Below are 21870 nucleotides of genomic sequence, written 5' to 3' on the forward strand. Positions count from 1 at the left end.
CGGGGGGGGCCGGGGGGGGGGGGCCGGGGGGGCGCGCCCCCCCCAACGTGGGGGGGGGGGGGGGCGGGGCCCCCCCCCCCCCCCGCGGGGGGGGGGGGCGGGGCGGCCCCCCCCCCCCCGCCGTTGTCGTGCCGCGACAGCCTGGGCCGGGGCGGCTAGCGGCGCTTTTTGAAGAGCGTGCCGAACACGCCTCGAACAACCTCGCGCACGATCGTCTGGCCGGTGCGGGACCCGAGCACGTCGCTGACAATGTTGCCGCCGCTCGATTCCTGGCGCGATCTCGTGGTCGTCCGCGTCTGTGTCCGCGAGCGCGCGGCCTTCTCGGCACGCTCGCGTTCCTTGGCGTCTTTGGCCGCCTGCTTCTCGGCTTCGAGTGCAGCGGCCTCGGCGCGCGCGCGCTCGGCGTCCGCGTTCATCTTCGCGGTGAGCACTTCGTGGGCTGACTGGGGGTCGAGCACTTGCGAGTAGCGCGGGAAGAGGGCGGATGCGGCGACGAGCTGACGAAGGCCCGCCTCGGGCGTCGGCGACATCGATGCCTGAGGCGCCCGCAGCCGAGTCCAGGCGACCGGCGACGGTGCGCCCTTCTCGTTCATCACGGTGACGATCGCCTCGCCGGTGGCGAGCTGCGTGAGCACCTGTTCGAGGTCGTACCCGCTCTTGGGGTAGGTGCGCACCGTTTGCCGGAGGGCCGTCGCGTCGTCGGGCGTGTGCGCGCGGAGCTGGTGCTGGATGCGGGAGCCGAGTTGGGCAAGCACGTCGTCGGGGACGTCCTTCGGTGTCTGCGTGACAAAGAAGATGCCGACGCCTTTGGAGCGGATGAGGCGGACCGTCTGCGTGATCTGCTCGATGAACGCCTTGGAGGCACCGGAGAAGAGGAGGTGCGCCTCGTCGAAGAAGAACACCAGCTTCGGCTTGTCGAGGTCGCCAACCTCGGGGAGCTCGTTGAAGAGGTCTGCGAGCAGCCACATGAGGAAGGTCGAGAAAAGTGCTGGGTTGCTCGCGACGCCGGGGAGCTCGAGCAGGCTGACCACGCCGCGCCCATCGTTCGTCACTCGCAGGAACTCGCGCGTGTCGATCTCGGTCTCTCCGAAGAAGACGTCGGCGCCCTGCTCGGAGAAGTTCACGAGCTCGCGGAGGATCACGCCGGCAGTCTGCTTCGACAGGCCGCCAATGCCTTCGAGCTCGGCCTTGCCCTCTGCGCTGGTGAGGTACTGGAGCACTGTGCGGAGGTCGGAGAGGTCAACGAGCGCCAGCCCCTGCTCGTCGGCGAAGTGGAAGACGAGCCCGAGGCTCGACTCTTGCGTCTTGTTCAGGCCGAGCACCTTGGAGAGCATGAGCGGCCCGAAGCTCGAGACGGTCGCGCGGATCGGGACGCCGACGCCGCGCCCGCCGAGGGAGAACACCTCGGTCGGGGCCGATACCGGCGCCCAATCCTGGCCGATGCCCTTCGTCCTGGCCAGAAGTTTGTCGTTCGGCTCGCCAGGCGTCGCGATGCCAGAGAGATCGCCTTTGATGTCGGCGGCGAAGACCGGCACGCCTGCGGCGGAGAGCTGCTCCGCGAGCACCTGCAGTGTCTTGGTCTTGCCGGTGCCGGTCGCACCGGCGACGAGCCCGTGGCGATTCGTCATGGCGAGCGGGATGCGCACGGGCACCCCCGGGATCGCCTCGCCGTTCACGATGGCGCCGATCTCGAGCGCGGGCGCATCGAACGCGTATCCGACCCGAACGGCCTCCAGCTGCTGCGCATCCAGCGGCCCTTCGGCCACCGTCGCCGCAGTCGCGCCGGGCTCAGCGGCGGGCGCGACGCTCGCTGGTGCCGAAGTGGCACCAGGCTCCGCGGCAGAGGCCTCCGCCTCGGCTGCGGCGAGGGCGGCCTGGGCCTCTTCGAGTGCTCTCCGTGCGGCTTCGATACGGGCGTCGGCTTCAGTCATGGCACCAGGCTAGTCACTCCTAGACTTGATGCCATGCCTCAGCTCGAAGCGTCTGTGATCGTGCCGCTCTCCGTCGATGATGCCTTCGCGCTCGCCCACACGGTCGGCCCTGCGCGGAGCTGGGACCCGGGAGTCGTCCGCAGCGAGTTCATCCGCGGTGCAACGGCTCCCGCGGCAGGGGCGCATTACTTCACGAAGACGCCCGGCGGGCGCCGCATGATCCTCGAGCTCCGCGTGGTGCACGCCCCCTTCGTGAGCGCCGCCGAGATGGTCAAGGGCCCAGCCTGGCTCACGTCGTTCGGCGAAGGGTGGCGCTTCGAGGCCGTCGAAGGCGGAACGAAGGCGAGCTGGAAGTTCACGTACAAGCTCGCCTCGCCGGTGTTCGCCTCGACCTTGGGGGCCGCGACGAAGCCCATGTTCGAGCGCGAGCTGCAGGGGCGCGCCGCCGCGTACACGGTCCGCGCCGAAGAACTCGCGGCGGCAGAGTAGACCGCCGCCGCACCGTCAGGCGGCCGGCAGGTAGGCCGCCCACTCCGGCAGCTCACGCTCGACGCTGCGCGGCGACCAGCCCGTGGCGCGAGGCGGGCGCGGCGTGAGTCGCAGGCGCCAGCCCATCTCCTCCGGCGTTTTGTCGCCCTTGACGTTGTTGCACTTCAGGCAGCAGGCGACGAGGTTCTCCCAGCTGTCCCTCCCGCCCCGCGACCGCGGCAGGATGTGGTCGATGGTGTTCGCGAAGCCGTCGCAGTAGCCGCAGCGGTTCGCGTCCCGCCGAAGCACGCCCTTGCGGCTGACCGGCTGCATGCGTGCCATCGGGACCCGCACGTACCTGGTGAGCAGGATGACGCGCGGCCGCTCCCAGACGCCGCTCGAACCAAGCACCGGGTGCTCCTCGTCGACATCGATGACGCTGGCTTTGCCGTGCAGGACGAGCACCAGCGCTCGCCGGTCGGAGACCACCCCGAGCGGTTCGTAGCCTGCGTTCAGGACGAGGGTTCGCATGCTGGACCTGCTTTCGCATCCGTACGAAAAAAGGGCACCGCCCGGATCGGCGGCACCCTTGAATCGAGTAGGTAGATGGACTGACGAGACTCGTCGGCCTGTATTCGTGCGGTCTGACAGGCTTCACCGCTCTGGTAGACGTCGAGGGCATTTGCCGCGCGCGCATCCGTGGCGTGGATGCCGCTGCGTGCCCTCATTGACGCTCCCGAGTGTCGTCGATCTGGCAACAGCGTAGACCACGGACACAGAATGCGGGAGGGGCGACTTCTGTTGTTCACGAGCCGGTCAGACCCGCGACGCGAAGTCGCCCCTCCCGCATTGAGGAGGTTCATTCGTCAGAGGCGCACGAAGTAGTAGCTGCCGCCCGCGTCGAGGCCACCGAGCTCGACCATGCGGCCTTCGGTCGGCGCGTCGATCATCTGGCCGTTGCCGGCGTAGATGCCGACGTGGAAGTTCGGGAAGATGACGAGGTCGCCGGGCTGGGGGTCGGAGACGCGCGTGCCAGCAGCCGCCTGAGCACTCACGCCGTGAGCGACGTCGATGCCATGGAGGCCGAACACGTACTTGACGAGGCCCGAGCAGTCGAAGCCGTCAGGCGTCGCTCCCCCGAACACGTAGGGCGAGACGCCGATGAACTGCGAGGCCGTCTCGACGACGCTGGCGCCGACAACGCTCTCCCCTGCCGTACCGCTGGCGGCGCCGGTGTCGGATGCGGTGGCGTCGGCCGTCGGCTCGGGCGTTGCGACCGCCGCGACCTGGTCGGAGCTGAGGGTGACGACCGAGGTCTCGGTGCGGTCAGTGACCGTCTCCGGTGCTGGCACGGCAGGCGTGGCGTCGGCAACCGCGTCGGCGATGGCCGCTTCGACGCTCGCCTGGTCGGTCTGTGCGTCGGCGTTCGTGTCGTCAGACGTCTGGTCTGGAGCCGCCACTGCACTGGAGAGGCTGGCTTCGCCGGCGGGGGCAGCGATCGTGCTCGGCACGATGGCTCCAGCAGTCGTGACCGCAGCGAGCGACGCCGCGACCGCGAGGCCGCCGGCGACACGACGCCGCGCGACGAGCTGCCTGGGACGGGGCGCCCGAACCGTCATTGCGCGCCCTCCGGCGAAGGACGCGGGCGCCTGGCGCCCCTCGGACTCGACGGCGTCTGCTGCTCGTTGCGTCGACATCGTGTGCTCTGCTGGCACCACGGAGAGCAGCGAGGTGATCGCGTTGCGCTCGATCCGTCCGGTCTCTTCAACGCGCCGCTCGGCAGAGGCCTGGATGCTGGCGACGGACGCCTGCGTCGTGGCGTCGAGGGTCTGTGTGGCAGCCGCGACCGGGCGTACACCGGTCCGGCGTTCGACGGCGCGGGCCTCGCGACGAGTCAGCGTGGTGCTCATGGACTTCCTTCGGGTGGAGCTGAGCACCGATAGGTGCCCTGGACTATTTCGAGCGTACCCGTTTATAACGGAAATGTCACGTTCAGGTCACAGAAGCATCGCAAAAGATCACGGTTTGATCACAACGCAACGACGCCGCGCGCAGCATGAGCTGCGCGCGGCGTCGAGACCGACTGATTGGTGGATGCGTCAGTTGAAGGTGTAGTACACCGGGTTGCTCCACCAGATGGAGCGGTACTGCACGACCTTGCCGCCGTACCCGGGCGAGTCAATGACCATACCGCCGCCGGCGTAGATGCCGATGTGCGCGCCAGGCTGCACCACGAGGTCGCCTGGCTGCGGGTTGGACGTCTGCCGCGCACCGGCAATCTGGTTGCTGACCGACCCGGAGAGCGAGATGCCCTGCGTCGCGTAGACCGCCTTGGTCAGGTCGGTGCATGCCGGGAAGTACGAGCCCACGTAGCTGTGCGCGGCCGCGATGAGACTCGACGTGTCGACGTTGCCCGACGGGGCCGCGGCGGATGCACCCGACGAGGAAGACGTCGAGGTCGAGGAGGTCTGGCTGCTCGTGCCGCCTCCCGAGGAGGTGTTCGACGAGGTCGACGACTCGGCAACCGGCTCCTCGGTCTCCTCCGGAGTGGGGGTGGGCGTCGGCGTTTCGGCAATAGCACCGAGGTCTTCGCTCGAGATGGAGACGACGGTCGAGTCGGTGCGGTCGACGGCGACCTCGGGCGCCGCAACGAGCGCGACCTCCTCCGCAGGGGCTTCATCGGAGGCGGGGAGCGGGTCTGCGGTCGGTGTGGCCTCGCTGGCGTCCGGAGTGGTCGCGGCGACGAGGTTCGCCTGCGACTGAACGTCGCTCTGTCCGTCCGCGACGGCCGCGGGCACGACCATGCCCGCGGTTGCGGCGGCGGCCACGGTGGCGGCTGCCGCGAAGCTGGCGGCCGTCTTGCGACGACCGCGTGCCACGAGCGCAGCAGGCTTTGCGGCGCGAATGCTGACGGGGCGCCCGGTGAACGCCTCGGAAATCTCGACAACCTCGGCGAGGTGCCCTTCGTCGCGGGCCTCGTCAGCGGCGGGAGCGGACTCGACGGTCGGGACGAGGGGAAGGACGGAGACGAGCGAACCCTGCTCGTTCCGTTCGATGCGGGCCGTGTCGTGGAGCTGGGGCGCCTGCGCCTCGATTTCGGCGACCGACGCCGCGAGGACCGGGGCGGACACTCCGGCGACGGGCGCCGGGGCGACTGGTGAGGCGGCCGGACGGACTCCGGTCTTCCGCTCGATCGCGCGGGCTTCGCGGCGAGTCAGCGGCTTCGTGCTGTCTGCGGGCGGCATGCTCGATGTGCTCAAGACTTCTCCTCGGGTGTGTTCGAACACCGTTGGAACCGGCATCCTCGACCTGACCGAGCCTACACAAAGGTAACGGAATTGTCACGGCGAGATCACAAATCAACCCAAAGTGGATTACGCGCCGGTAACGACGAAGCGCGCCCAGCCGGGGCTGGACGCGCTTGTCGATGTATTGCCTCGCTTAGCGGAGGGTCACGTAGTACGGGTTACCCCAGGAGATCGAACGGTACTGGACCGAACGTCCGCCGTAGCCGGGGTCGTCGATGACCATGCCGTTGCCTGCGTAGATGCCGATGTGCTCTCCTGGCCAGACGACGAGGTCACCCGGCTGTGGGTTCGAGGTCGGCGTTCCCATCGCGGCCTGTGCGGACACGCCGCGCGGGAGCGAGATGCCGACAGCGGCGTAAGCAGCCTGCGTGAGCAGGTCGCAGGAACCGAAGTACCCGCCCACGTAGCTCATTGCTGCGGCGGAGACGCTCGAGGAGTCGACGCTCTGGCCACCAGTGGAAGCGGTCGAGGTCTGACCCGACGTGCTGCCACCGGTCGACGTGCTGCCACCGGTCGAGGCACGCGAGTCGGCGGTGGGCTCGGGCGTGGCGACGACCTCTGCGACCTGGTCGGTCGAGAGCGTGACGACGCTGGTCTCGGTGCGGTCGACCGCAACCTCGGGGGCCGCGACGAGGTCGACGGAGACCTCTTCAGCAGCGGCCTCTTCGGTGGGCTCCGTCGTGGCGGTCGGCTCAGCGGCCGGGGCCTCGGTCTCGACCGTGGTCGCGGCGAGGAGATTGGCCTGCGCCTGGCTGGTCTCGTTCCCGTCGGCGACTGCCGCCGGCACGACGACGCCGGCCGTGGCGATGGCGGCGACCGTGGCCGCAGCGGCGAATCCGCCAGCGGTGCGACGGCGCTGGCGCGCGACGAGGGCGGAGGGCTTGGCAGCGCGGATGCTCACGGAGCGACCCGTGAACGCCTCGGGAATCTCGATGACCTCGGCGAGCTCGGCCTCGGCCGCCTCATCGCCAGCCACCTGCGGCAGCGAAGTCGTGGTGGGCAGAACCGAGACCAGTGCGCCGAGCTCGTTGCGCTCGATGTGCGCAGTGTCGTGCACCGAGGGAGCAGACACTACAGAGGGTGCCGAGGTGATCTCGGCGACCGAAGCCTCGATAACCGGCGCGGACACACCCGCGACACCGGCGATCGCAACTGGGCGCTGGCCCGTGCGGCGCTCGATCTCACGAGCCTGGCGTCGCGTCAGCGGTGCCGAGGCGTTCGTAACGTTTTCCAAGTCTTTCCTCCAGCGCCTGACTCCGGTGGAGCCGATCCCGCTCTTGCCTGTTACCAGGGGAAGCTAGGTCGAGGAGCGGGATACGGCGCCTCAGCCTGCCAGCTATGCAGATTGCATAGCTCATGACTCGGACAACACTAGTGGAAAAGCTGAGAATTGTCACGCTTCGGTGTCAGAACCCTAACGCCGAGGTAACGAAGCCCCGAAGTTTTGCTGGATAATCCTTCGCGGGCGGATCAGGCGCTCAGAGTTCCGCAGAACGCGGAGGAAATCTTCAGCTGACCGTGACCAGATGTCAGCCTAGCGCACCTTCGGGGCTTGGAAGCACATCCACGTAGACGTGTTCTGCGGTTTCGAGTGAGACCTCGACGCCGATGCCGCCAGATGCGGGCAGCAGCCCGATCCACGCGCCGCGGCGCTGCAGCGTCACCTCAGTGCCCGGTAGGACTCCGGCCTCGCGCAGCAGCGTCAGCGTCTGAAGGTCTGACTGCACCGGCTCACCGAGACGGCGGAGCTTCGCGAGGACCGGCTCGGTCGATGTCGCTCCACGCGCCGCCTGCTCGAGGAGCGCTGAGACGCTGACGACACCGGAGAGGAACTGCTCTGCGGGCTCGGCACCGAACTCGTCGAGCCCGGGAATCGGCGTGCCGTACGGCGACTCGTTCGGGCGCCCCAGCATTTCGAAGATGCGCTGCTCGGCCTCGTCGCTCATGACGTGCTCCCAGCGACAGGCCTCCTCGTGCACCTGCGCGAGGTCGAGGCCGATCACGTTCGCCAACAGGCCCTCGGCGATGCGGTGCTTGCGGAGCACCCGCGTGGCCTTGGCCCGACCGTCTTCGGTGAGCACGAGCCTGCGGTCCGTTGCGACGGAGACGAGGCCGTCACGCTCCATGCGGGCGATGGTCTGCGACACGGTCGGCCCAGAATGGCCGAGACGTTCGGAGATGCGTGCCCGAAGCGGGGTGATGTCCTCTTCCTCAAGGTCGAGAATGGTGCGGAGATACATCTCCGTGGTGTCCACCAGATTGGTCACGCCCCGCCACCTCCCGTTGCATTGGTCCGCCAAGCCTAGCGGCGAGCGAGGCCGCTCGCGCACATAGGCTTGCAGCATGCCTGACATTCGCATCCCGACTGAGTTCATTCCGCTCGACGGCCGATTCGGCTGCGGCCCGTCGGTCGTTCGACCCGCGCAGATCGACCACCTCGTCGCCGGGGCCACGAGCATCCTCGGCACGTCACACCGCCAAGCCCCCGTGAAAGACCTCGTGGGCCGTGTGCGCTCGGGACTCTCCGAGCTTTACCGACTTCCCGACGGCTACGAGGTGTTGCTGGGCAACGGCGGCTCCACCGCGTTCTGGGACGCCGCAGCCTTCGGCCTGATCTCCAACCGAGCCCAGAACCTCACCTTCGGCGAGTTCGGCGGCAAATTCGCGAAGGCCGCCGCCGCGCCGTGGCTTACGGCACCGGACGTCCGTTCCGCCCAGCCAGGCACGATCGCCACCCCTGAGGCCGTCGACGGCGTCGACGTCTACGCGTGGCCCCACAACGAGACGTCAACTGGGGCCATGGCTCCCGTCCGACGGGTCGCCGGCGACGACGGAGCCCTGACCGTCATCGACGCAACCAGCGCAGCCGGCGGTGTCGACATCGACATCAGCGAGACCGACGTGTACTACTTCGCCCCACAGAAGAACTTCGGCTCAGACGGTGGCCTGTGGCTCGCGATCGCTTCGCCCGCGGCGATCGAGCGCATCGAGCGCATCTCCGCCTCAGACCGCTACATTCCCGACTTCCTGAAGCTCAGCCACGTGGTCGAGAACTCGCGCAAGAACCAGACGCTGAACACGCCGGCGATCTCGACGCTCCTGTTGCTCGAAGCCCAGCTCGACTGGATCAACGGCAACGGTGGGCTCGCGTGGGCCGACAGCAGGACCCGCACCTCTTCAGGGATCGTGTACGACTGGGCAGAGGCTTCCGAGTACGCGACGCCATTCGTCGCGGACGTCGCGGAGCGGTCCCAGGTCGTCACGACGATTGACTTCGCGGAGGGCATCGATGCCGCGGCGATCGCGGCCGCGCTGCGCGCAAACGGCATCGTCGACACCGAGCCTTACCGCAAGCTCGGCCGCAACCAGCTGCGTGTTGCGACCTTCACGTCCGTTGACCCTGACGATGTGCGCCGCCTGACCGGTGCCGTCGACTACGTGGTCGAGCACCTGGGCTGACCGAGTCGCGCGCCGCACCCGCGGCACGGCATGCGAACACAAAAGGAGCGTCGCCAGCAACTGCTGGCGACGCTCCTCTTTCTCGAGATCTCGTCCTCGAAGTCGACCGACACGACTACTGCTTCGCGTCAGTCGTTTCAGCGTCGGTGCCGGTATCGGTGTCGGACTCGAAATCAACGCCGTCGAAGACATCGTCCATGTCGTCGGCGAACTCGCGGATGTCTGCAGCCTCGCCGAACTCGGCAGGCTCCGGCTCCGGCAGCTCGTCCTCGCTCCGCGGCACAACGACGACCCTGCGCCGCTTCCCGCGGGTCTTGGCCTTGGCCTGATCCGGCGCCTTATCGTCAGTCGCCGGCCGAGGTGCCGACTCCCCCGGCGCTGCCTGCTGCGCGGACGCCTCCGAATCTTCTGCAGCCGGAGCGCCCTTCTTCTTGCGCTTGCGACGAGCGGGCTTCTGCTCGCCGTCCTCGCCAGCTGACGGGTCACGCGTTTCGGCGGCCTGGTCAGAGACTGACTCCGCAGCGGCCTGCTGCTCAGGGGCTCCCTGCTCGGGGGCTGCCTGCTCGGTGCGCTTCCTGCGCGACTTCTTCGGCTTCTTCTTCGCCTCGGCGTCTCCCTCGGCGGCCGCGGCATCGTCGTCAGCCTTGTCCGCCGCAGGTGCGTCGTCAGTCACGCCGGCGTCGCCGCCCGCGTGAGACTCGCCCTTCGCCTTCTTGCCCGACTTCTCCTTCTTGCGCTTCTTCTTCTTCGGCTTCGTCGCGTCGCTCTCATCGAGGTCCGCTGACGGGGCCTCGCTGGAGCCGCCCTCCGCCTCCTCAGCGCCGTTTGCTGCCGCTTCCGGCACCCCGTCTGCGCCGATGCGCCGACGGGTGCGGGTTCGGCGGATGCGCTTGCTCGACTTCGGCGCGGTCTCCTCGTCGGCGGGTGCGCCCGACTCCCCCGCTCCGTCGACCACCTCGCCCGCTTCGAGGAGCTGCGCTGCCTCGTAGTCGGCGAGTCGGTCGGACCACGGCACCCATGAGGGTGCGAGCAGCGCCCCGTCTCCGGGGAGCAGCTCGACCTCGAGCACCGTCGGCTCGGCCTGGTCCACCAGGCGGACGAGGGAGACGTTCCAACGCCAGTCCGGGTACCCGGGCAGGCGAGTCGTGTACTGGAGCGTGTAGACGCCCTCGTCCTCCTCAGCGACGAGGGCGACCAGTTCGCCGAGCTGCGAGGCCGGCGTCACGTCCAGCAGCGCCGCCCACGCGAGCCGCCGAGACGGCTCGAGCTCAGCGGCGTCGAGCGCGACACCGAGCGGGGCGGGAAGCACGGCCTCGTCCGTCATCAGGCGTCCAGGTCGTCTGCGACGCGGCGGAGCATCGCGGCGATCTTCGCGCCCTGCGGCTTCTCGGGGTAGCGTCCGCGACGCATCGCTCCACCAACCGAGTCGAGGAGCTTCACGAGGTCCTCAATGATGACCGCCATGTCATCCGGGGACTTCCGCTGGATGCGGGCAACGCTCGGAGGAGCCTCGAGCACTCGGACCGACAGTGCCTGGGCGCCGCGTCGACCGTCGGCAATGCCGAACTCGAGCTTCGTTCCCGGGCGCACCGACGAGGTTCCCGCTGGGAGCGCCGTCGCGTGCAGGAAGATCTCCTGACCGTCGTCGGCCGCAATGAAGCCGAATCCCTTGTCCTCGTCGTAGAACTTCACCTTGCCGGTGGGCATGGCCATCTCCTTGTTCGGCGCACGTGCGCCAGATCGAACTTTCACAGGCGGGGACTCGAACTTCGCTTCCCCTGGTCAGCCACGGCATGCGGCTGATCCGCACCAGTCTACGGTGGCTCGCACGTCGATTAGTCTGGGTAAGTGACCTCCTCCAACGGCGCCCCCATCGCGAAGGGCGAACGCATCCTGGCTTTCATGGCTCTCGGCATCGCGGCAATCTCGTTCATCGCGCTCCTCGTGCTGCTCGCCACGCCGCTGCTCGGCATCGAGGTCGACGCCACCAACCCCATCTGGCCGACGTTGCTGTTCGTCACCTACCTCGGCTTCCCCGTGGCATTCCTGCTGATCCTCTCCCTCATCATCTGGCGCATCGTCGCGAACCGGCGTTCGCGGGGCAGGTCCGAGAGCTGATAGACGCCTCCCCGAGCGCGCTGCGGGTCCTCCAGCTCCTCCGCAGCCTCGACCGCACCGACCTCGCCGGGCTTGCCACCTGGCGCAGGCTCTCGACGCGCGGCTCGAGCGGAGCCATGGACGTCGCCGAGGCGCTCGCCGACGAGGCTTCGCTTCGAGAGGCCGTCGCCCGCCTGGGCTGGCGCGACGCGTCCCGCCTCGCAGCGGGGTCGCCGTCGGCGGTGCAGGCCGCGCGGCTCCGCGGCCTGGCCGTCGGCCCGTCTGACTCGCCCGAGGTCCTGCCCGCGACCGCCGCCGCGCTCGCCGAACTGCTTGAGGGCTCCGCGACGGCCACACTTCCGGCATCGGCCGAACTTGCTCCTCTCCCCCAGGCGACCGAGCGCGCACACGGCGCCGCGCAGCTCGCCGCCGACGCGATCACCGCCCTCGACCTGGCCCCCAGGTCGTACCGCGACGGTCGGGGTGGTCTTCAGCTCGGGGCCACGACCGTTCGCAGAATCGCTGCAGAGCTGCACACCGAGCAGGCAGTGCTCTCGCCCCTCTTCGAGTGGATGCTCGACCTCGGTCTGTGCAGTCCCGTGGGCGACGCCATGCGACCGACCGCAGCAGGACGTGTCTTTGGCCTGAGCGCCCCGCTCTCCCGCTGGCGCCAGCTCGCCGACCGCTGGCTCGCGGAGCTGACCGTCGAAGGTCGAGCCGGACTGCTCGACGACCCCGTCTCGCACGCGACCCCGCAGACGGAGCTCCTGGGCCTCACCGTCGAAGGCCAGCTGAGCGAGCTCGGCCTCCTCCTGGCGCAGGACGATCTCGACGGAGCGTCCGCACTGCTCGAGTCCGCCTTGCCGGAAGACGTTGACGGGGTCTACCTGCAACCCGACCTGTCGATCATCGCCCCAGGCCCACTGACCCCGGCAGACGAGCAAGCCCTGCAGGCAGTCGCTTCCCTCGAGCGGCGCGGGCTCGCATCCAGCTACCGCCTCTCTGAGGCGTCGGTCACGCACGCGCTCGGCACGGGCCTCTCCATCTCCGACGTCGAGGCCACACTCTCGCGGCTCTCACTCACGGGCATCCCCCAACCCGTCGAGTACCTGCTTCGCGAAGCATCGAACCGACACGGGCGCGTTCGAGTGCGCGAGCATCCGGTGCGACCGGGAACGATCGTGACCAGCGACGATCCCGCGCTCATGGACGCCCTGAAGGTGGATGCGGCGGTCGCGCCGCTCGGGCTGCGCCAGTCGGGCGAGGGCGCACTCGTCTCGTCAGCATCGCGAGACACCGTCGTGCTGATGCTGCTCGACGCGAGGTACCCCGCGAGCGCCGAGAACGCCGAGGGCGAACTGGTGCCGCTGCGGCCGAGGGAGACCGCGCCGCCGCGCGAGCTGCGCCCGAGCGACACGGCTCTCCGGTTCGCAGACGCGCTGCACGACGAGGCGACGCGACTCGACGCCGGTGACGACGCGCAGACCTGGGTGCAGCGGCAGCTCGAAATAGCACGCCGCGCGAAGAGCGAGGTCAGGGTGCGGGTCGACCTCGGTGGAGGAAAAGAGACCGCCCTGCGTCTTGTGCCCATGAGCGTCGCTGCAGGTCGCCTTCGCGCGCGCGACCTCGCCGCTGACGTCGAGCGCACGCTGCCAATCCGCGCCATCCTCGAGGTCCAGGTGCTCGACGACCCGGTCGACAGCTAGTTCGGCCCCTAGACGCCTGCACGCTGGCCGTCAAGCACTCAGGCGCGCGAAGGGTGACGGGTATGATTGACCGTTATGGCACTTGGACCGTTGATCGTACAGAGCGACAGAACTGTCCTGCTCGAAGTCGCCCATCCCGACGCCGAAGCGGCCCGTCACGCACTCGCCGTCTTCGCCGAACTGGAGCGGGCACCCGAGCACATTCACACGTATCGCATCACCCGCCTGGGCCTCTGGAACGCGCGAGCAGCGGGGCACGAGGCCGACGAGATGCTCGACGTACTCAACCGCTTCGCGAAGTTTCCCGTGCCAGCATCGGTCTCCGCCGAGATCCGCGAGACCGTCGCTCGCTACGGCAAGCTCGTCATCTCGCGCGACGACGACGGCGAGCTCATCGTCTCGAGCGACGATGAGGCAGTGCTGCTCCAGATCTCCAAGGCGAAGCACGTCGCGCCCCTGCTCGAAGGGCCGATCGGCGAAGCAGGCTTCCGCGTGCAAGCCTGGGCCCGCGGCGAGCTCAAGCAGCAGCTCGTGAAGCTCGGCTGGCCCGCCGAGGACCTCGCCGGCTACACCCCAGGCACACCGCACGCCATCGCGCTCGACGAAACCTCGTGGCATCTCCGCGACTACCAGCGTTCTGCGGTCGACCACTTCTTCGAGGGAGGGTCAGGGGTCGTCGTACTCCCCTGCGGCGCAGGCAAGACCCTGGTCGGGGCCGGCGCGATGGCCACCGCCTCCACGAGCACCCTCATCCTCGTCACCAACACCGTCTCGGCACGGCAATGGCGCGACGAGCTCTTGCGTCGCACCACGCTGACCGAAGACGAGATCGGCGAATACTCGGGCGAGGTCAAAGAGATCAAGCCCGTCACGATCGCCACGTACCAGATCCTCACCGCCAGGCGGAAGGGTGTCTACACGCACCTCTCGTTGCTGGATGCGCTCGACTGGGGGCTCATCGTGTACGACGAGGTGCACCTGCTGCCAGCTCCAGTGTTCAAACTCACCGCCGAGCTGCAGGCACGGCGCCGCCTCGGGCTCACGGCGACGCTCGTGCGCGAAGACGGCAGGGAGGGAGACGTCTTCAGCCTCATCGGCCCGAAGCGCTTCGACGCGCCCTGGAAGGACATCGAAGCTCAGGGCTACATCTCGCCGGCCAAGTGCTACGAAGTGCGGGTCGACCTGCCGTACGAGACACGCATGGAATACGCGGCCGCGAGCGACGACGAGCGGTACCGAATCGCCGCGACGGCGCCCGCCAAGCACGAGCTCGTCAAGGCGCTGCTCCGGAAGCACGAGGGCGAGAACGTCCTCGTGATCGCGCAGTACCTCGACCAGATCGATCGCATCTCCGAGGAGCTCGGCGTGCCGAAGCTCACCGGTCAGACGCCGATCGCGGAGCGTGAGGAACTGTTCCAGGCGTTCCGAGAGGGACGGGAGAAGGTCCTCGTCGTCTCGAAGGTCGCCAACTTCTCGGTCGACCTGCCCGACGCCTCGGTCGCCGTGCAGATCTCCGGCTCCTACGGCTCCAGGCAGGAGGAGGCACAGCGACTCGGCCGACTGCTGCGTCCCAGCTCGAACGGCATCACGGCGTCGTTCTACACCCTGGTCTCCCGCGAGACCGTCGACCAGGACTTCGCGCAGAACCGGCAGCGCTTCCTGGCCGAGCAGGGCTACTCCTACGAGATCCTCGACGCCGACGCCATCCTCGCGCCCGCCTGAGCATCCGCTTCGCGGCGGAGACGCCACGAGCGTCGGCGTGGCCGGCGCCGGCGCGACTCACCGGGCGCTCGAGTCAGACCCGAACCAGCAACTCCACGTGCGTCATGACGAACGTCGCGTCGGCGTCCTCCGCCCACTCCAACCAGGCGTCCGCGATGCGCTGCAGGTCACCCACTGACGCGATGCCTCTCGCACGCGCATCCTCCGCGAACCGGGACTTCGTGGCCCGCTCCGCCCAGGTCGCCCCCCACCAGGCTCGCTCCTCGGGAGTCGCGAACATCCACGCACTCGCCGAGAGCCGCGCCTCTCCGAGTCCAGCGGCACTGGCCCAGCGTCGCAGCAGGCGCCCGGCATTCGGCTCCCCGTCGTTTGATCGCGCCACCCGTTCGTAGATCGCGAGCCAGTGGTCGAGCGCCGGAAGCTGCGGCTCCCAGACGCACGTGCCGTAGTCGACGTCCCGGACCGCGATGAGCCCGCCCGGCTTCGTCACGCGCCGCATCTCCCGAAGCGCGGCGACCGGATCTCCCAGATGCTGCAGCACCTGGTGCGCGTGCACGACGTCGAGCGAGCCGTCTGCCGCGTCGAGCGCATACACGTCGCCGAGCTGGAATCGAGTCCTGGTATCCCCACGCTCCAGTGCGGCAGCGCGAGCAACCTCGAGCGGCGCCTCGACAACCTCGATGCCGGTGACCTGACCGCTCTCGCCGAGCAGCTCGGCAAAGTCGAGCGTGATCGAGCCCGGCCCGCACCCCACGTCGAGCAACCGCATCCCGGGTCGAAGCTCGGGGATGAGGTAGGCAGCCGAGTTCTCGGCTGTCCGACGTCCGTGGGACCGGAGCACGCTCCCGTGATGGCCGTGCGTGTACCTCGGGGTGGCAGTCTGGTCCATGGCGGCACAGTAGCGCAGCCATCGATCCGATCAGACGCGCCGCGCGACCCAGAAGAGTAGCGCACCCGCATAGCGGCGACACCGCGCGCCGTCAGACTTCGTTCAGACGGCGTCAAGATACTTAGTGCATGACTGATGGCCCCAAGATTCTCGTCGTTGACGACGAGCCCAACATCCGCGAACTCCTGTCGACCAGCCTGCGCTTCGCAGGGTTCATGGTGCGTGCCGTCGGCAACGGCGCCGCCGCGATCTCCGCTGTCATCGAGGAGGAGCCCGACCTCATCGTCCTCGACGTCATGCTCCCCGACATGAACGGCTTCGGCGTCACCAAACGCCTGCGTGCCTCCGGGTACACGAGCCCGATCCTGTTCCTCACCGCCAAGGACGACACCGACGACAAGATCGAAGGCCTCAACGCCGGTGGCGACGACTACGTCACCAAGCCGTTCAGCCTCGACGAGATCGTCGCGCGCATCAAGGCGATCCTCCGCCGCACCATGCAGGCGGAAGAAGAGGCCGTCATCCGCACCGGCGAGCTCACGATGGACCAGGACACGCACGAGGTGTTCATCGGCGACGAGCCGATCGAGCTCTCCCCGACCGAGTTCAAGCTGCTGCGCTACCTCATGCTGAACCCGAACCGCGTGCTCTCCAAGGCACAGATCCTCGACCACGTGTGGGAGTACGACTTCAACGGCGATGCGGGCATCGTCGAGTCCTACATCTCCTACCTGCGTCGCAAGCTCGACCAGTTCACGGAGGAGCCGCTCATCCAGACCAAACGCGGCTTCGGCTACATGCTGAAGGTCTCCGGGGCCAAGGCCTAGCGGAGGTGGCCAGGTACGGTCACGAGGGGAAGTAGGCGGTGCCGTTCAAGGCCTGGCGCTGGGATCGGCTCTCGCTGCGGAACAAGCTGACGATCGTCAACATCACGTTGCTGACGTTCGGCATCGTCGTCGCGGGTATCGGGACGACGTTGCTGCTGCGCCCGACGCTGGTTTCGCAGACGGATTCGCAGCTCAGCGTCTACGCGAGCGACCCGACCCAGTTCCTGGCCACCGACCCTTCGTCGCAGCTCTTCACGTACGACTCGGTGCGCATCGCGCCGTCGACGCTCTACGTCGCCGTCGTCGATGCCAGCGGGCAGGTGGTCGTGGACAACTGGGGCCAGTGGCAGCGTCCTCGCGCCATCGCGCCCGCCGTGCCTTCCGATGTCGCCCTTCGAGGAAGCCAGAGCCTCTTCGACATGGAAGATCCGCTCGGCGCGACGTGGCGCACGATCACGGTCCCCGAGGGCGAGTACGCCGCTGACCAGGTTCGCGGCACCCTGCTGATCGCGGCTCCGCTCACCAGCGTGAACGCGACGATGGTGAACTTCCTCGCCATCTTCTTCGGCTTCGGCCTCACCGTCGTGATCTTCGGAGCCGCGCTCACCCGAGTGCTCGTCTCCGCGACGCTACTGCCGCTTCGGCAGGTCGAGGCGACCGCGATGCAGTTCGCATCCGGCGACTACTCGCAGCGTCTCCCGGCCGGGACGCCGAACACCGAAGTCGGACGACTCTCCCGCTCGCTCAACACGATGCTCGTGCGCATCGACCACGCCTTCGACGAGCGCACGCGCACCATCGCGCAGATGCGCCGCTTCGTCGGCGACGCCAGCCACGAGCTGCGAACGCCGCTCGTCACCGTGCGCGGCTACGCAGAGCTGTACCGCATGGGCGCGCTCAACGACCCCGAGAAGGTCGGCCAAGCGATGGAGCGCATCGAGAAGGAGGCGCTCCGAATGGGCGGGCTCGTCGAGGACCTCCTCCAGCTCGCCCGACTCGACGAGACTCGCGAGCTCGTGAAGGACGTGATCGACCTCGAGCCCATCGCAGAAGACGCGGCCATGGATGCGCACGCCACGGCCAAGGACCGCGTCGTGCGAGCGCTCCCGGTGCGGATCATCCAGGACATCCAGGAAGAGCCAGACGCACAGGGCACAGCCACGACCGGTGAGCTGCCCGCGCCGATCGACGCCGACACTCCCCCGGGTACTGATGCGGCAGCTCCCGAGGCGACGGCAGCGAGGCGTGCCATCTGGCGGCGCCGCGCGATCCCTCGCCCCGCGCTCCGAGGCTTCCCCATCCGACGTAAGGGCACCGAGCCGAACGAGCTCGAGGTCACCGAGACTGCGGACGATGACGGCGACGTGCCGGCGATGGTCCACGCCAACGAGGACAAGGTCCGGCAGGCCATCTCGAACCTGCTCGGCAACGCCATGCGGTACACGCCAGAGGGCTCACCGCTCGAAGTGGGCGTCACCGTCGATCTCCCGAACCAGCTCGCGATCGTCGACATCATCGACCACGGCGAGGGCATCCCGCCGCAGATCAGGCAAAAGATCTTCGAGCGGTTCTGGCGCGCCGACACCTCTCGGGCACGTGAGACGGGTGGCTCCGGTCTGGGGCTATCCATCGTTTCCGCCATCATGAAGGCACACGACGGCGAGGTCGACGTGTTCGAGACACCAGGCGGCGGCGCGACCTTCCGTCTCAAGTTCCCACTCCTCATGTCCGCGCCTGTGGATAGCCTCCCGTCCACAGCCCCCAACTCCTGAGGCCTGAGGTCGGCCACGCCGCGCCTATCCTTCTCGCGAGGCGCAGCCGGATCCACCGGCCGCCGGAGAAGGGGGAACCATCATGGCCGTCTACACCGTTGACAGCGAGCAGCTGCAGCTCGCGGTGACCAGCACGCAGGCATCCATCGGTCGCGTGCAGGCTGAGGTCGCGGCGCTGCTCGGCAATCTCACCGCCCTCGAAGGGTCGTGGACCGGGGAGGCCGCGACGGCCTTCCAGGGCCTTGTCCAGCAGTGGCGGGCGACCCAGACCCAGGTTGAGTCGAGCATCTCCGCCATCAACGCTGCCCTCGGCAGCGCAAGCGCGAGCTACGGCACCGTTGAGGGAGATGTGCGTCGGCTCTTCAGCACCTGAGCTGAGCACGCGGGCGAACCTCCCCGCCGCCGAGCGGAGGAGACCTCGCGCACGACGAAGCGGGCGGCCCCCGAAGGGAGCCGCCCGCCTGTGTCTCTGCGCGTGGTGCTTAGAAGTCCATTCCAGCGCCCGGGTCCATCGCCGGTGCCCCAGCCTTCTCGGGCTTGTCAGCGACGACGACCTCGGTCGTCAGGAAGAGTCCAGCGATCGACGCAGCGTTGAGCAGCGCGGAGCGCGTGACCTTCACCGGGTCGAGCACGCCGGCCTCGATGAGGTTGACGTACTCACCGGTTGCGGCGTTGAGGCCCCAGCCGTCTTCGAGTCCGGCAACCTTCTCTGCCACCACACCGGGCTCGAGGCCCGCGTTGGTCGCGATCTGCTTGAGCGGTGCGAGGATGCCGACCTTGACGATGTTCACGCCGGTCGCCTCGTCGCCCTGCAGGTCGAGCGAGCCGAGCACGCGCTCGCCGGCCTGGATGAGCGCCACGCCACCACCGGCGACGATGCCCTCTTCGACGGCTGCCTTCGCGTTGCGGACTGCGTCCTCGATGCGGTGCTTGCGCTCCTTGAGCTCGACCTCGGTCGCTGCTCCGGCCTTGATGACGGCGACGCCACCCGCGAGCTTCGCGAGGCGCTCCTGGAGCTTCTCACGGTCGTAGTCGCTGTCGCTGTTGTCGATCTCCGCGCGGATCTGCGCGACACGGCCGGCGATCTGCTCGGGCGAGCCAGCGCCCTCGACGATCGTGGTCTCGTCCTTCGTGACGACGACCTTGCGAGCCGTGCCGAGGAGGTCGAGGGTCGTGTTCTCGAGCTTGAGGCCGACCTCTTCGCTGATGACCTGGCCACCGGTGAGGATGGCGATGTCCTGCAGCTGCGCCTTGCGGCGGTCGCCGAAGCCGGGAGCCTTGACGGCAACCGACTTGAAGATGCCGCGGACCTTGTTGACGATGAGCGTCGCGAGCGCTTCGCCCTCGACGTCCTCGGCGATGATGAGGAGCTGCTTGCCGGCCTGGATGACCTTGTCGACGACAGGCAGGAGGTCCTTGATGTTCGAGATCTTGCCGTTGACGATCAGGATGTACGCGTCTTCGAAGACGGCTTCCTGGCGCTCGGGGTCGGTCACGAAGTACTGCGACAGGTAGCCCTTGTCGAAGCGCATGCCCTCGGTGAGCTCGAGCGTCGTGCCGAACGTGTTCGACTCCTCGACGGTGACGACGCCTTCCTTGCCGACCTTGTCGATCGCCTCGGCGATGATCTCGCCGATCTGCGCGTCAGCGGCCGAGATCGATGCGGTCGCAGCGATCTGCTCCTTCGTCTCGACCTCCTTCGCGGAGGAGAGCAGCTCGGCGACGACGGCCTCGACGGCCTTCTCGATGCCGCGCTTGAGCGAGATCGGGTCTGCGCCAGCGGCGACGTTGCGGAGGCCCTCGCGGACGAGCGCCTGAGCGAGGACGGTAGCCGTGGTCGTTCCGTCACCGGCGACGTCGTCGGTCTTCTTCGCGACCTCCTTGACGAGCTCGGCGCCGATCTTCTCGAACGGGTCTTCCAGCTCGATCTCCTTGGCGATGGAGACGCCGTCGTTCGTGATCGTGGGCGCGCCCCACTTCTTCTCGAGCACGACGTTGCGGCCACGTGGGCCGAGCGTGACCTTGACCGCGTCGGCGAGCGTGTTCAGTCCACGCTCAAGCCCGCGACGGGCCTCTTCGTCAAAAGCGATGATCTTCGACATATGTGTACTGCGTCCTTTCCGGACGTGGTTCGTGAGGTTCGTGGTTGGCACTCGAACGAGGCGAGTGCAAGTCCATATTGGCACTCGCCCCTGTCGAGTGCAAGCCGCCGATGCGCTGTCTCGCTGCGGGCGAACGACGGTGGTCGAACTCGGGGCGCAGACACGAAAACGGCGCCGACCCCGATGGGGCCAGCGCCGCTTCCCGACGCGGATCAGAGTGCGCGCACGGACTCCGCCTGGGGCCCCTTGGCGCCAGCGCCGATCTCGAATTCGACCTTCTGTCCCTCTTCGAGAACCCGATAGCCCTGCATCTCGATGGCCTTGTAGTGCACGAACACATCCTGTGCCGCAGCGCCGTCCAGCGCATCCACAGTGATGAACCCGTAGCCCTTGTCAGCGTTGAACCACTTCACGGTTCCGTTCGCCATGTTTGTCTCCATTGCTCAGTAGTACGCGCCGGCCTCAGCCTGCGGAGCCCTGCATGCGTGCGAGGGGACGAACGATGGTGCCCAGGACTCGAGCAAGATACTAGGTGGCGACCTGTTGAGCGTGGAAGCCCGAATCCCGCGATCTCGTCACCTGGCGACGTTTTGTCGCCAGATCTTCATATTCGCGGAACACCAGTGCGCAATTCCCCGGATATTCGACGGGGGAATTGTGTCTCTTTATCGAAATCGAGTGCGTGTCTATGCGGCCAGGTCGAGGCCGACGATGACCACAATCGTGCCGGCGGCCGCGACATTGGGGTCGAGCACGGCCGTGCCGCCGCCGAGCGACTGCACGAGCGCGAGCGCAGCCGCTTCCTGCGAAGCGTCGTTGTAGGAGACCGTCGTCGTCGCGTAATCTGCGGTCGGCGCATCCGCAGTCTCGGTCACGTTCCAACCCGCAGCCGCGAGCTCGGTCGTCGTGTTGCCTGCCACCCCGGCCAGCTCGGTGCCGTTGAGCACCCGCACCGAGACATTCGGATCCAGCTGGGGCACCACCTCCGCGGGGGCCTCCTCGACGGGCGCCTCCGCTGCCGGCGTCTCCGTCGTCTCCGTCTCTGCGGACGGGCTGAACGACACCGCCCCGTTGATCACCTGCATCGCAACCGCGGCCACTGCGACGATCACGACGACGGCGAGCAGCCCCCACAACCAGGAGGCGAGCTTGGCGAGGCGGGTCCTGGGCGCACGGTGCGCACCGCGCCGGTCGAGTCCGGGTGGGATGTCGTCGAAGCGGTCCTTGGGGTAATTCACGTGTCTACCGAATCCGTCCTGAGGTGGGAGAGGCGCTGGACATGCGCTGCTCGCGCCGGAGCTGGCGCTCATCCGCACGTCGCTCACGCGCGCGCCGCAGGCGGCCGACGAGCATCGGCTGATGCGCGAGCGCAGCTGGTGTCTCGATGAGCGTAGCGAGATTTCGGTAATACTGCGTCGTCGACCAGCCGAAGCGGTCCCTGATCGCCGCCGCTTTTGCCGCGTTCTGCCGCGGATTCACCTCTTCGAAATCCAGCAGAGCGCGCTCGAGGTCGCTGAGCTCCACGTCCCGTGCCATGGAGGCAGTGTACGAGCAAGGCTCACGGACTGGACTCACGCAACGCGCGTATG

Annotated in this window: 21 protein-coding genes; 8 read left to right on the forward strand and 13 right to left on the reverse strand. The window is 68.1% G+C overall.

Annotated elements, in window-relative coordinates; all coding sequences use genetic code 11:
- Positions 1-155: 155 nt before the first annotated feature.
- A complete protein-coding gene (locus ACPYN9_RS00800) occupies positions 156-1931 on the reverse strand; it encodes a helicase HerA-like domain-containing protein (RefSeq protein ID WP_424463067.1) in 1776 nt (591 codons plus the stop codon).
- A gap of 33 nt (positions 1932-1964) precedes the next feature.
- Between ACPYN9_RS00800 and ACPYN9_RS00805 the strand changes: the two genes are divergently transcribed.
- Positions 1965-2420: an SRPBCC family protein gene (locus tag ACPYN9_RS00805; RefSeq protein WP_424463069.1), complete on the forward strand. Its 456-nt coding sequence runs from the start codon at positions 1965-1967 to the stop codon at positions 2418-2420.
- A gap of 15 nt (positions 2421-2435) precedes the next feature.
- Here ACPYN9_RS00805 and ACPYN9_RS00810 read toward each other — a convergent pair whose 3' ends face one another.
- The 5 genes from ACPYN9_RS00810 to ACPYN9_RS00830 form a co-directional block, all read right to left on the reverse strand.
- Positions 2436-2930 (reverse strand): HNH endonuclease, encoded by a 495-nt coding sequence (locus ACPYN9_RS00810; RefSeq protein WP_424463071.1) that lies wholly within the window; start codon positions 2928-2930, stop codon positions 2436-2438.
- A 335-nt stretch (positions 2931-3265) separates the two neighbouring features.
- On the reverse strand, positions 3266-4309 hold the full coding sequence (locus ACPYN9_RS00815) for a C40 family peptidase (RefSeq protein ID WP_424463072.1): 1044 nt from the start codon (positions 4307-4309) through the stop codon (positions 3266-3268).
- Positions 4310-4498: 189 nt separating this feature from the next.
- On the reverse strand, positions 4499-5659 hold the full coding sequence (locus tag ACPYN9_RS00820) for an NlpC/P60 family protein (RefSeq protein ID WP_424463074.1): 1161 nt from the start codon (positions 5657-5659) through the stop codon (positions 4499-4501).
- A 181-nt stretch (positions 5660-5840) separates the two neighbouring features.
- Positions 5841-6941: an NlpC/P60 family protein gene (locus ACPYN9_RS00825; RefSeq protein ID WP_424463076.1), complete on the reverse strand. Its 1101-nt coding sequence runs from the start codon at positions 6939-6941 to the stop codon at positions 5841-5843.
- Between the two features lie 295 nt (positions 6942-7236).
- Positions 7237-7974, reverse strand: coding sequence for a metal-dependent transcriptional regulator (locus ACPYN9_RS00830; protein WP_424463078.1), 738 nt, complete (start codon positions 7972-7974; stop codon positions 7237-7239).
- Between the two features lie 76 nt (positions 7975-8050).
- On the opposite strand from ACPYN9_RS00830, the gene serC reads away from it, so the two are divergent.
- Positions 8051-9166, forward strand: a complete 1116-nt coding sequence (serC, locus tag ACPYN9_RS00835; protein ID WP_424463080.1) for a phosphoserine transaminase — start codon at positions 8051-8053, stop codon at positions 9164-9166.
- Positions 9167-9281: 115 nt separating this feature from the next.
- On the opposite strand, the gene ACPYN9_RS00840 is transcribed toward serC, so the two are convergent.
- Positions 9282-10490: a DUF3027 domain-containing protein gene (locus tag ACPYN9_RS00840; protein ID WP_424463081.1), complete on the reverse strand. Its 1209-nt coding sequence runs from the start codon at positions 10488-10490 to the stop codon at positions 9282-9284.
- Positions 10490-10873, reverse strand: a complete 384-nt coding sequence (locus ACPYN9_RS00845) for a cold-shock protein (RefSeq protein WP_104241897.1) — start codon at positions 10871-10873, stop codon at positions 10490-10492. The genes ACPYN9_RS00840 and ACPYN9_RS00845 overlap by 1 nt, the downstream gene beginning before the upstream one ends.
- Positions 10874-11014: 141 nt before the next feature.
- Between ACPYN9_RS00845 and ACPYN9_RS00850 the strand changes: the two genes are divergently transcribed.
- The 3 genes from ACPYN9_RS00850 to ACPYN9_RS00860 all read left to right on the forward strand — a co-directional run bounded on the left by ACPYN9_RS00850 (position 11015) and on the right by ACPYN9_RS00860 (position 14691).
- Positions 11015-11284 (forward strand): hypothetical protein, encoded by a 270-nt coding sequence (locus ACPYN9_RS00850; RefSeq protein ID WP_424463082.1) that lies wholly within the window; start codon positions 11015-11017, stop codon positions 11282-11284.
- Between the two features lie 116 nt (positions 11285-11400).
- A complete protein-coding gene (locus tag ACPYN9_RS00855; protein WP_424463084.1) occupies positions 11401-12969 on the forward strand; it encodes a helicase-associated domain-containing protein in 1569 nt (522 codons plus the stop codon).
- A gap of 75 nt (positions 12970-13044) precedes the next feature.
- Positions 13045-14691 carry a DNA repair helicase XPB gene (locus ACPYN9_RS00860; protein ID WP_424463086.1) on the forward strand — a complete coding sequence of 549 codons (1647 nt, stop codon included), beginning with the start codon at positions 13045-13047 and terminating at the stop codon, positions 14689-14691.
- Between the two features lie 73 nt (positions 14692-14764).
- On the opposite strand, the gene ACPYN9_RS00865 is transcribed toward ACPYN9_RS00860, so the two are convergent.
- Positions 14765-15580, reverse strand: a complete 816-nt coding sequence (locus tag ACPYN9_RS00865) for a methyltransferase domain-containing protein (RefSeq protein ID WP_424463087.1) — start codon at positions 15578-15580, stop codon at positions 14765-14767.
- A gap of 128 nt (positions 15581-15708) precedes the next feature.
- On the opposite strand from ACPYN9_RS00865, the gene ACPYN9_RS00870 reads away from it, so the two are divergent.
- From ACPYN9_RS00870 to ACPYN9_RS00880, 3 genes are all read left to right on the forward strand, one after another.
- Positions 15709-16407, forward strand: a complete 699-nt coding sequence (locus tag ACPYN9_RS00870) for a response regulator transcription factor (RefSeq protein WP_068479813.1) — start codon at positions 15709-15711, stop codon at positions 16405-16407.
- Between the two features lie 38 nt (positions 16408-16445).
- Positions 16446-18179: an ATP-binding protein gene (locus ACPYN9_RS00875; RefSeq protein WP_424463089.1), complete on the forward strand. Its 1734-nt coding sequence runs from the start codon at positions 16446-16448 to the stop codon at positions 18177-18179.
- An 82-nt stretch (positions 18180-18261) separates the two neighbouring features.
- Positions 18262-18552, forward strand: a complete 291-nt coding sequence (locus ACPYN9_RS00880) for a WXG100 family type VII secretion target (protein WP_424463091.1) — start codon at positions 18262-18264, stop codon at positions 18550-18552.
- A gap of 109 nt (positions 18553-18661) precedes the next feature.
- On the opposite strand, the gene groL is transcribed toward ACPYN9_RS00880, so the two are convergent.
- The 4 genes from groL to ACPYN9_RS00900 all read right to left on the reverse strand — a co-directional run bounded on the left by groL (position 18662) and on the right by ACPYN9_RS00900 (position 21817).
- Positions 18662-20281 carry a chaperonin GroEL gene (gene groL, locus ACPYN9_RS00885; RefSeq protein ID WP_424463093.1) on the reverse strand — a complete coding sequence of 540 codons (1620 nt, stop codon included), beginning with the start codon at positions 20279-20281 and terminating at the stop codon, positions 18662-18664.
- A 212-nt stretch (positions 20282-20493) separates the two neighbouring features.
- Positions 20494-20709 (reverse strand): cold-shock protein, encoded by a 216-nt coding sequence (locus ACPYN9_RS00890; RefSeq protein ID WP_424463095.1) that lies wholly within the window; start codon positions 20707-20709, stop codon positions 20494-20496.
- 258 nt (positions 20710-20967) lie between these two features.
- Positions 20968-21519 carry a LytR C-terminal domain-containing protein gene (locus ACPYN9_RS00895; RefSeq protein WP_424463097.1) on the reverse strand — a complete coding sequence of 184 codons (552 nt, stop codon included), beginning with the start codon at positions 21517-21519 and terminating at the stop codon, positions 20968-20970.
- Between the two features lie 4 nt (positions 21520-21523).
- Entirely contained in the window at positions 21524-21817 is a 294-nt protein-coding gene (locus ACPYN9_RS00900) for a DUF3263 domain-containing protein (protein ID WP_424463098.1), read from the reverse strand.
- Between the last annotated feature and the right edge of the window lie 53 nt (positions 21818-21870).

This window comes from Pseudoclavibacter helvolus, assembly GCF_049707175.1.
Taxonomy (GTDB): domain Bacteria; phylum Actinomycetota; class Actinomycetes; order Actinomycetales; family Microbacteriaceae; genus Pseudoclavibacter; species Pseudoclavibacter helvolus_A.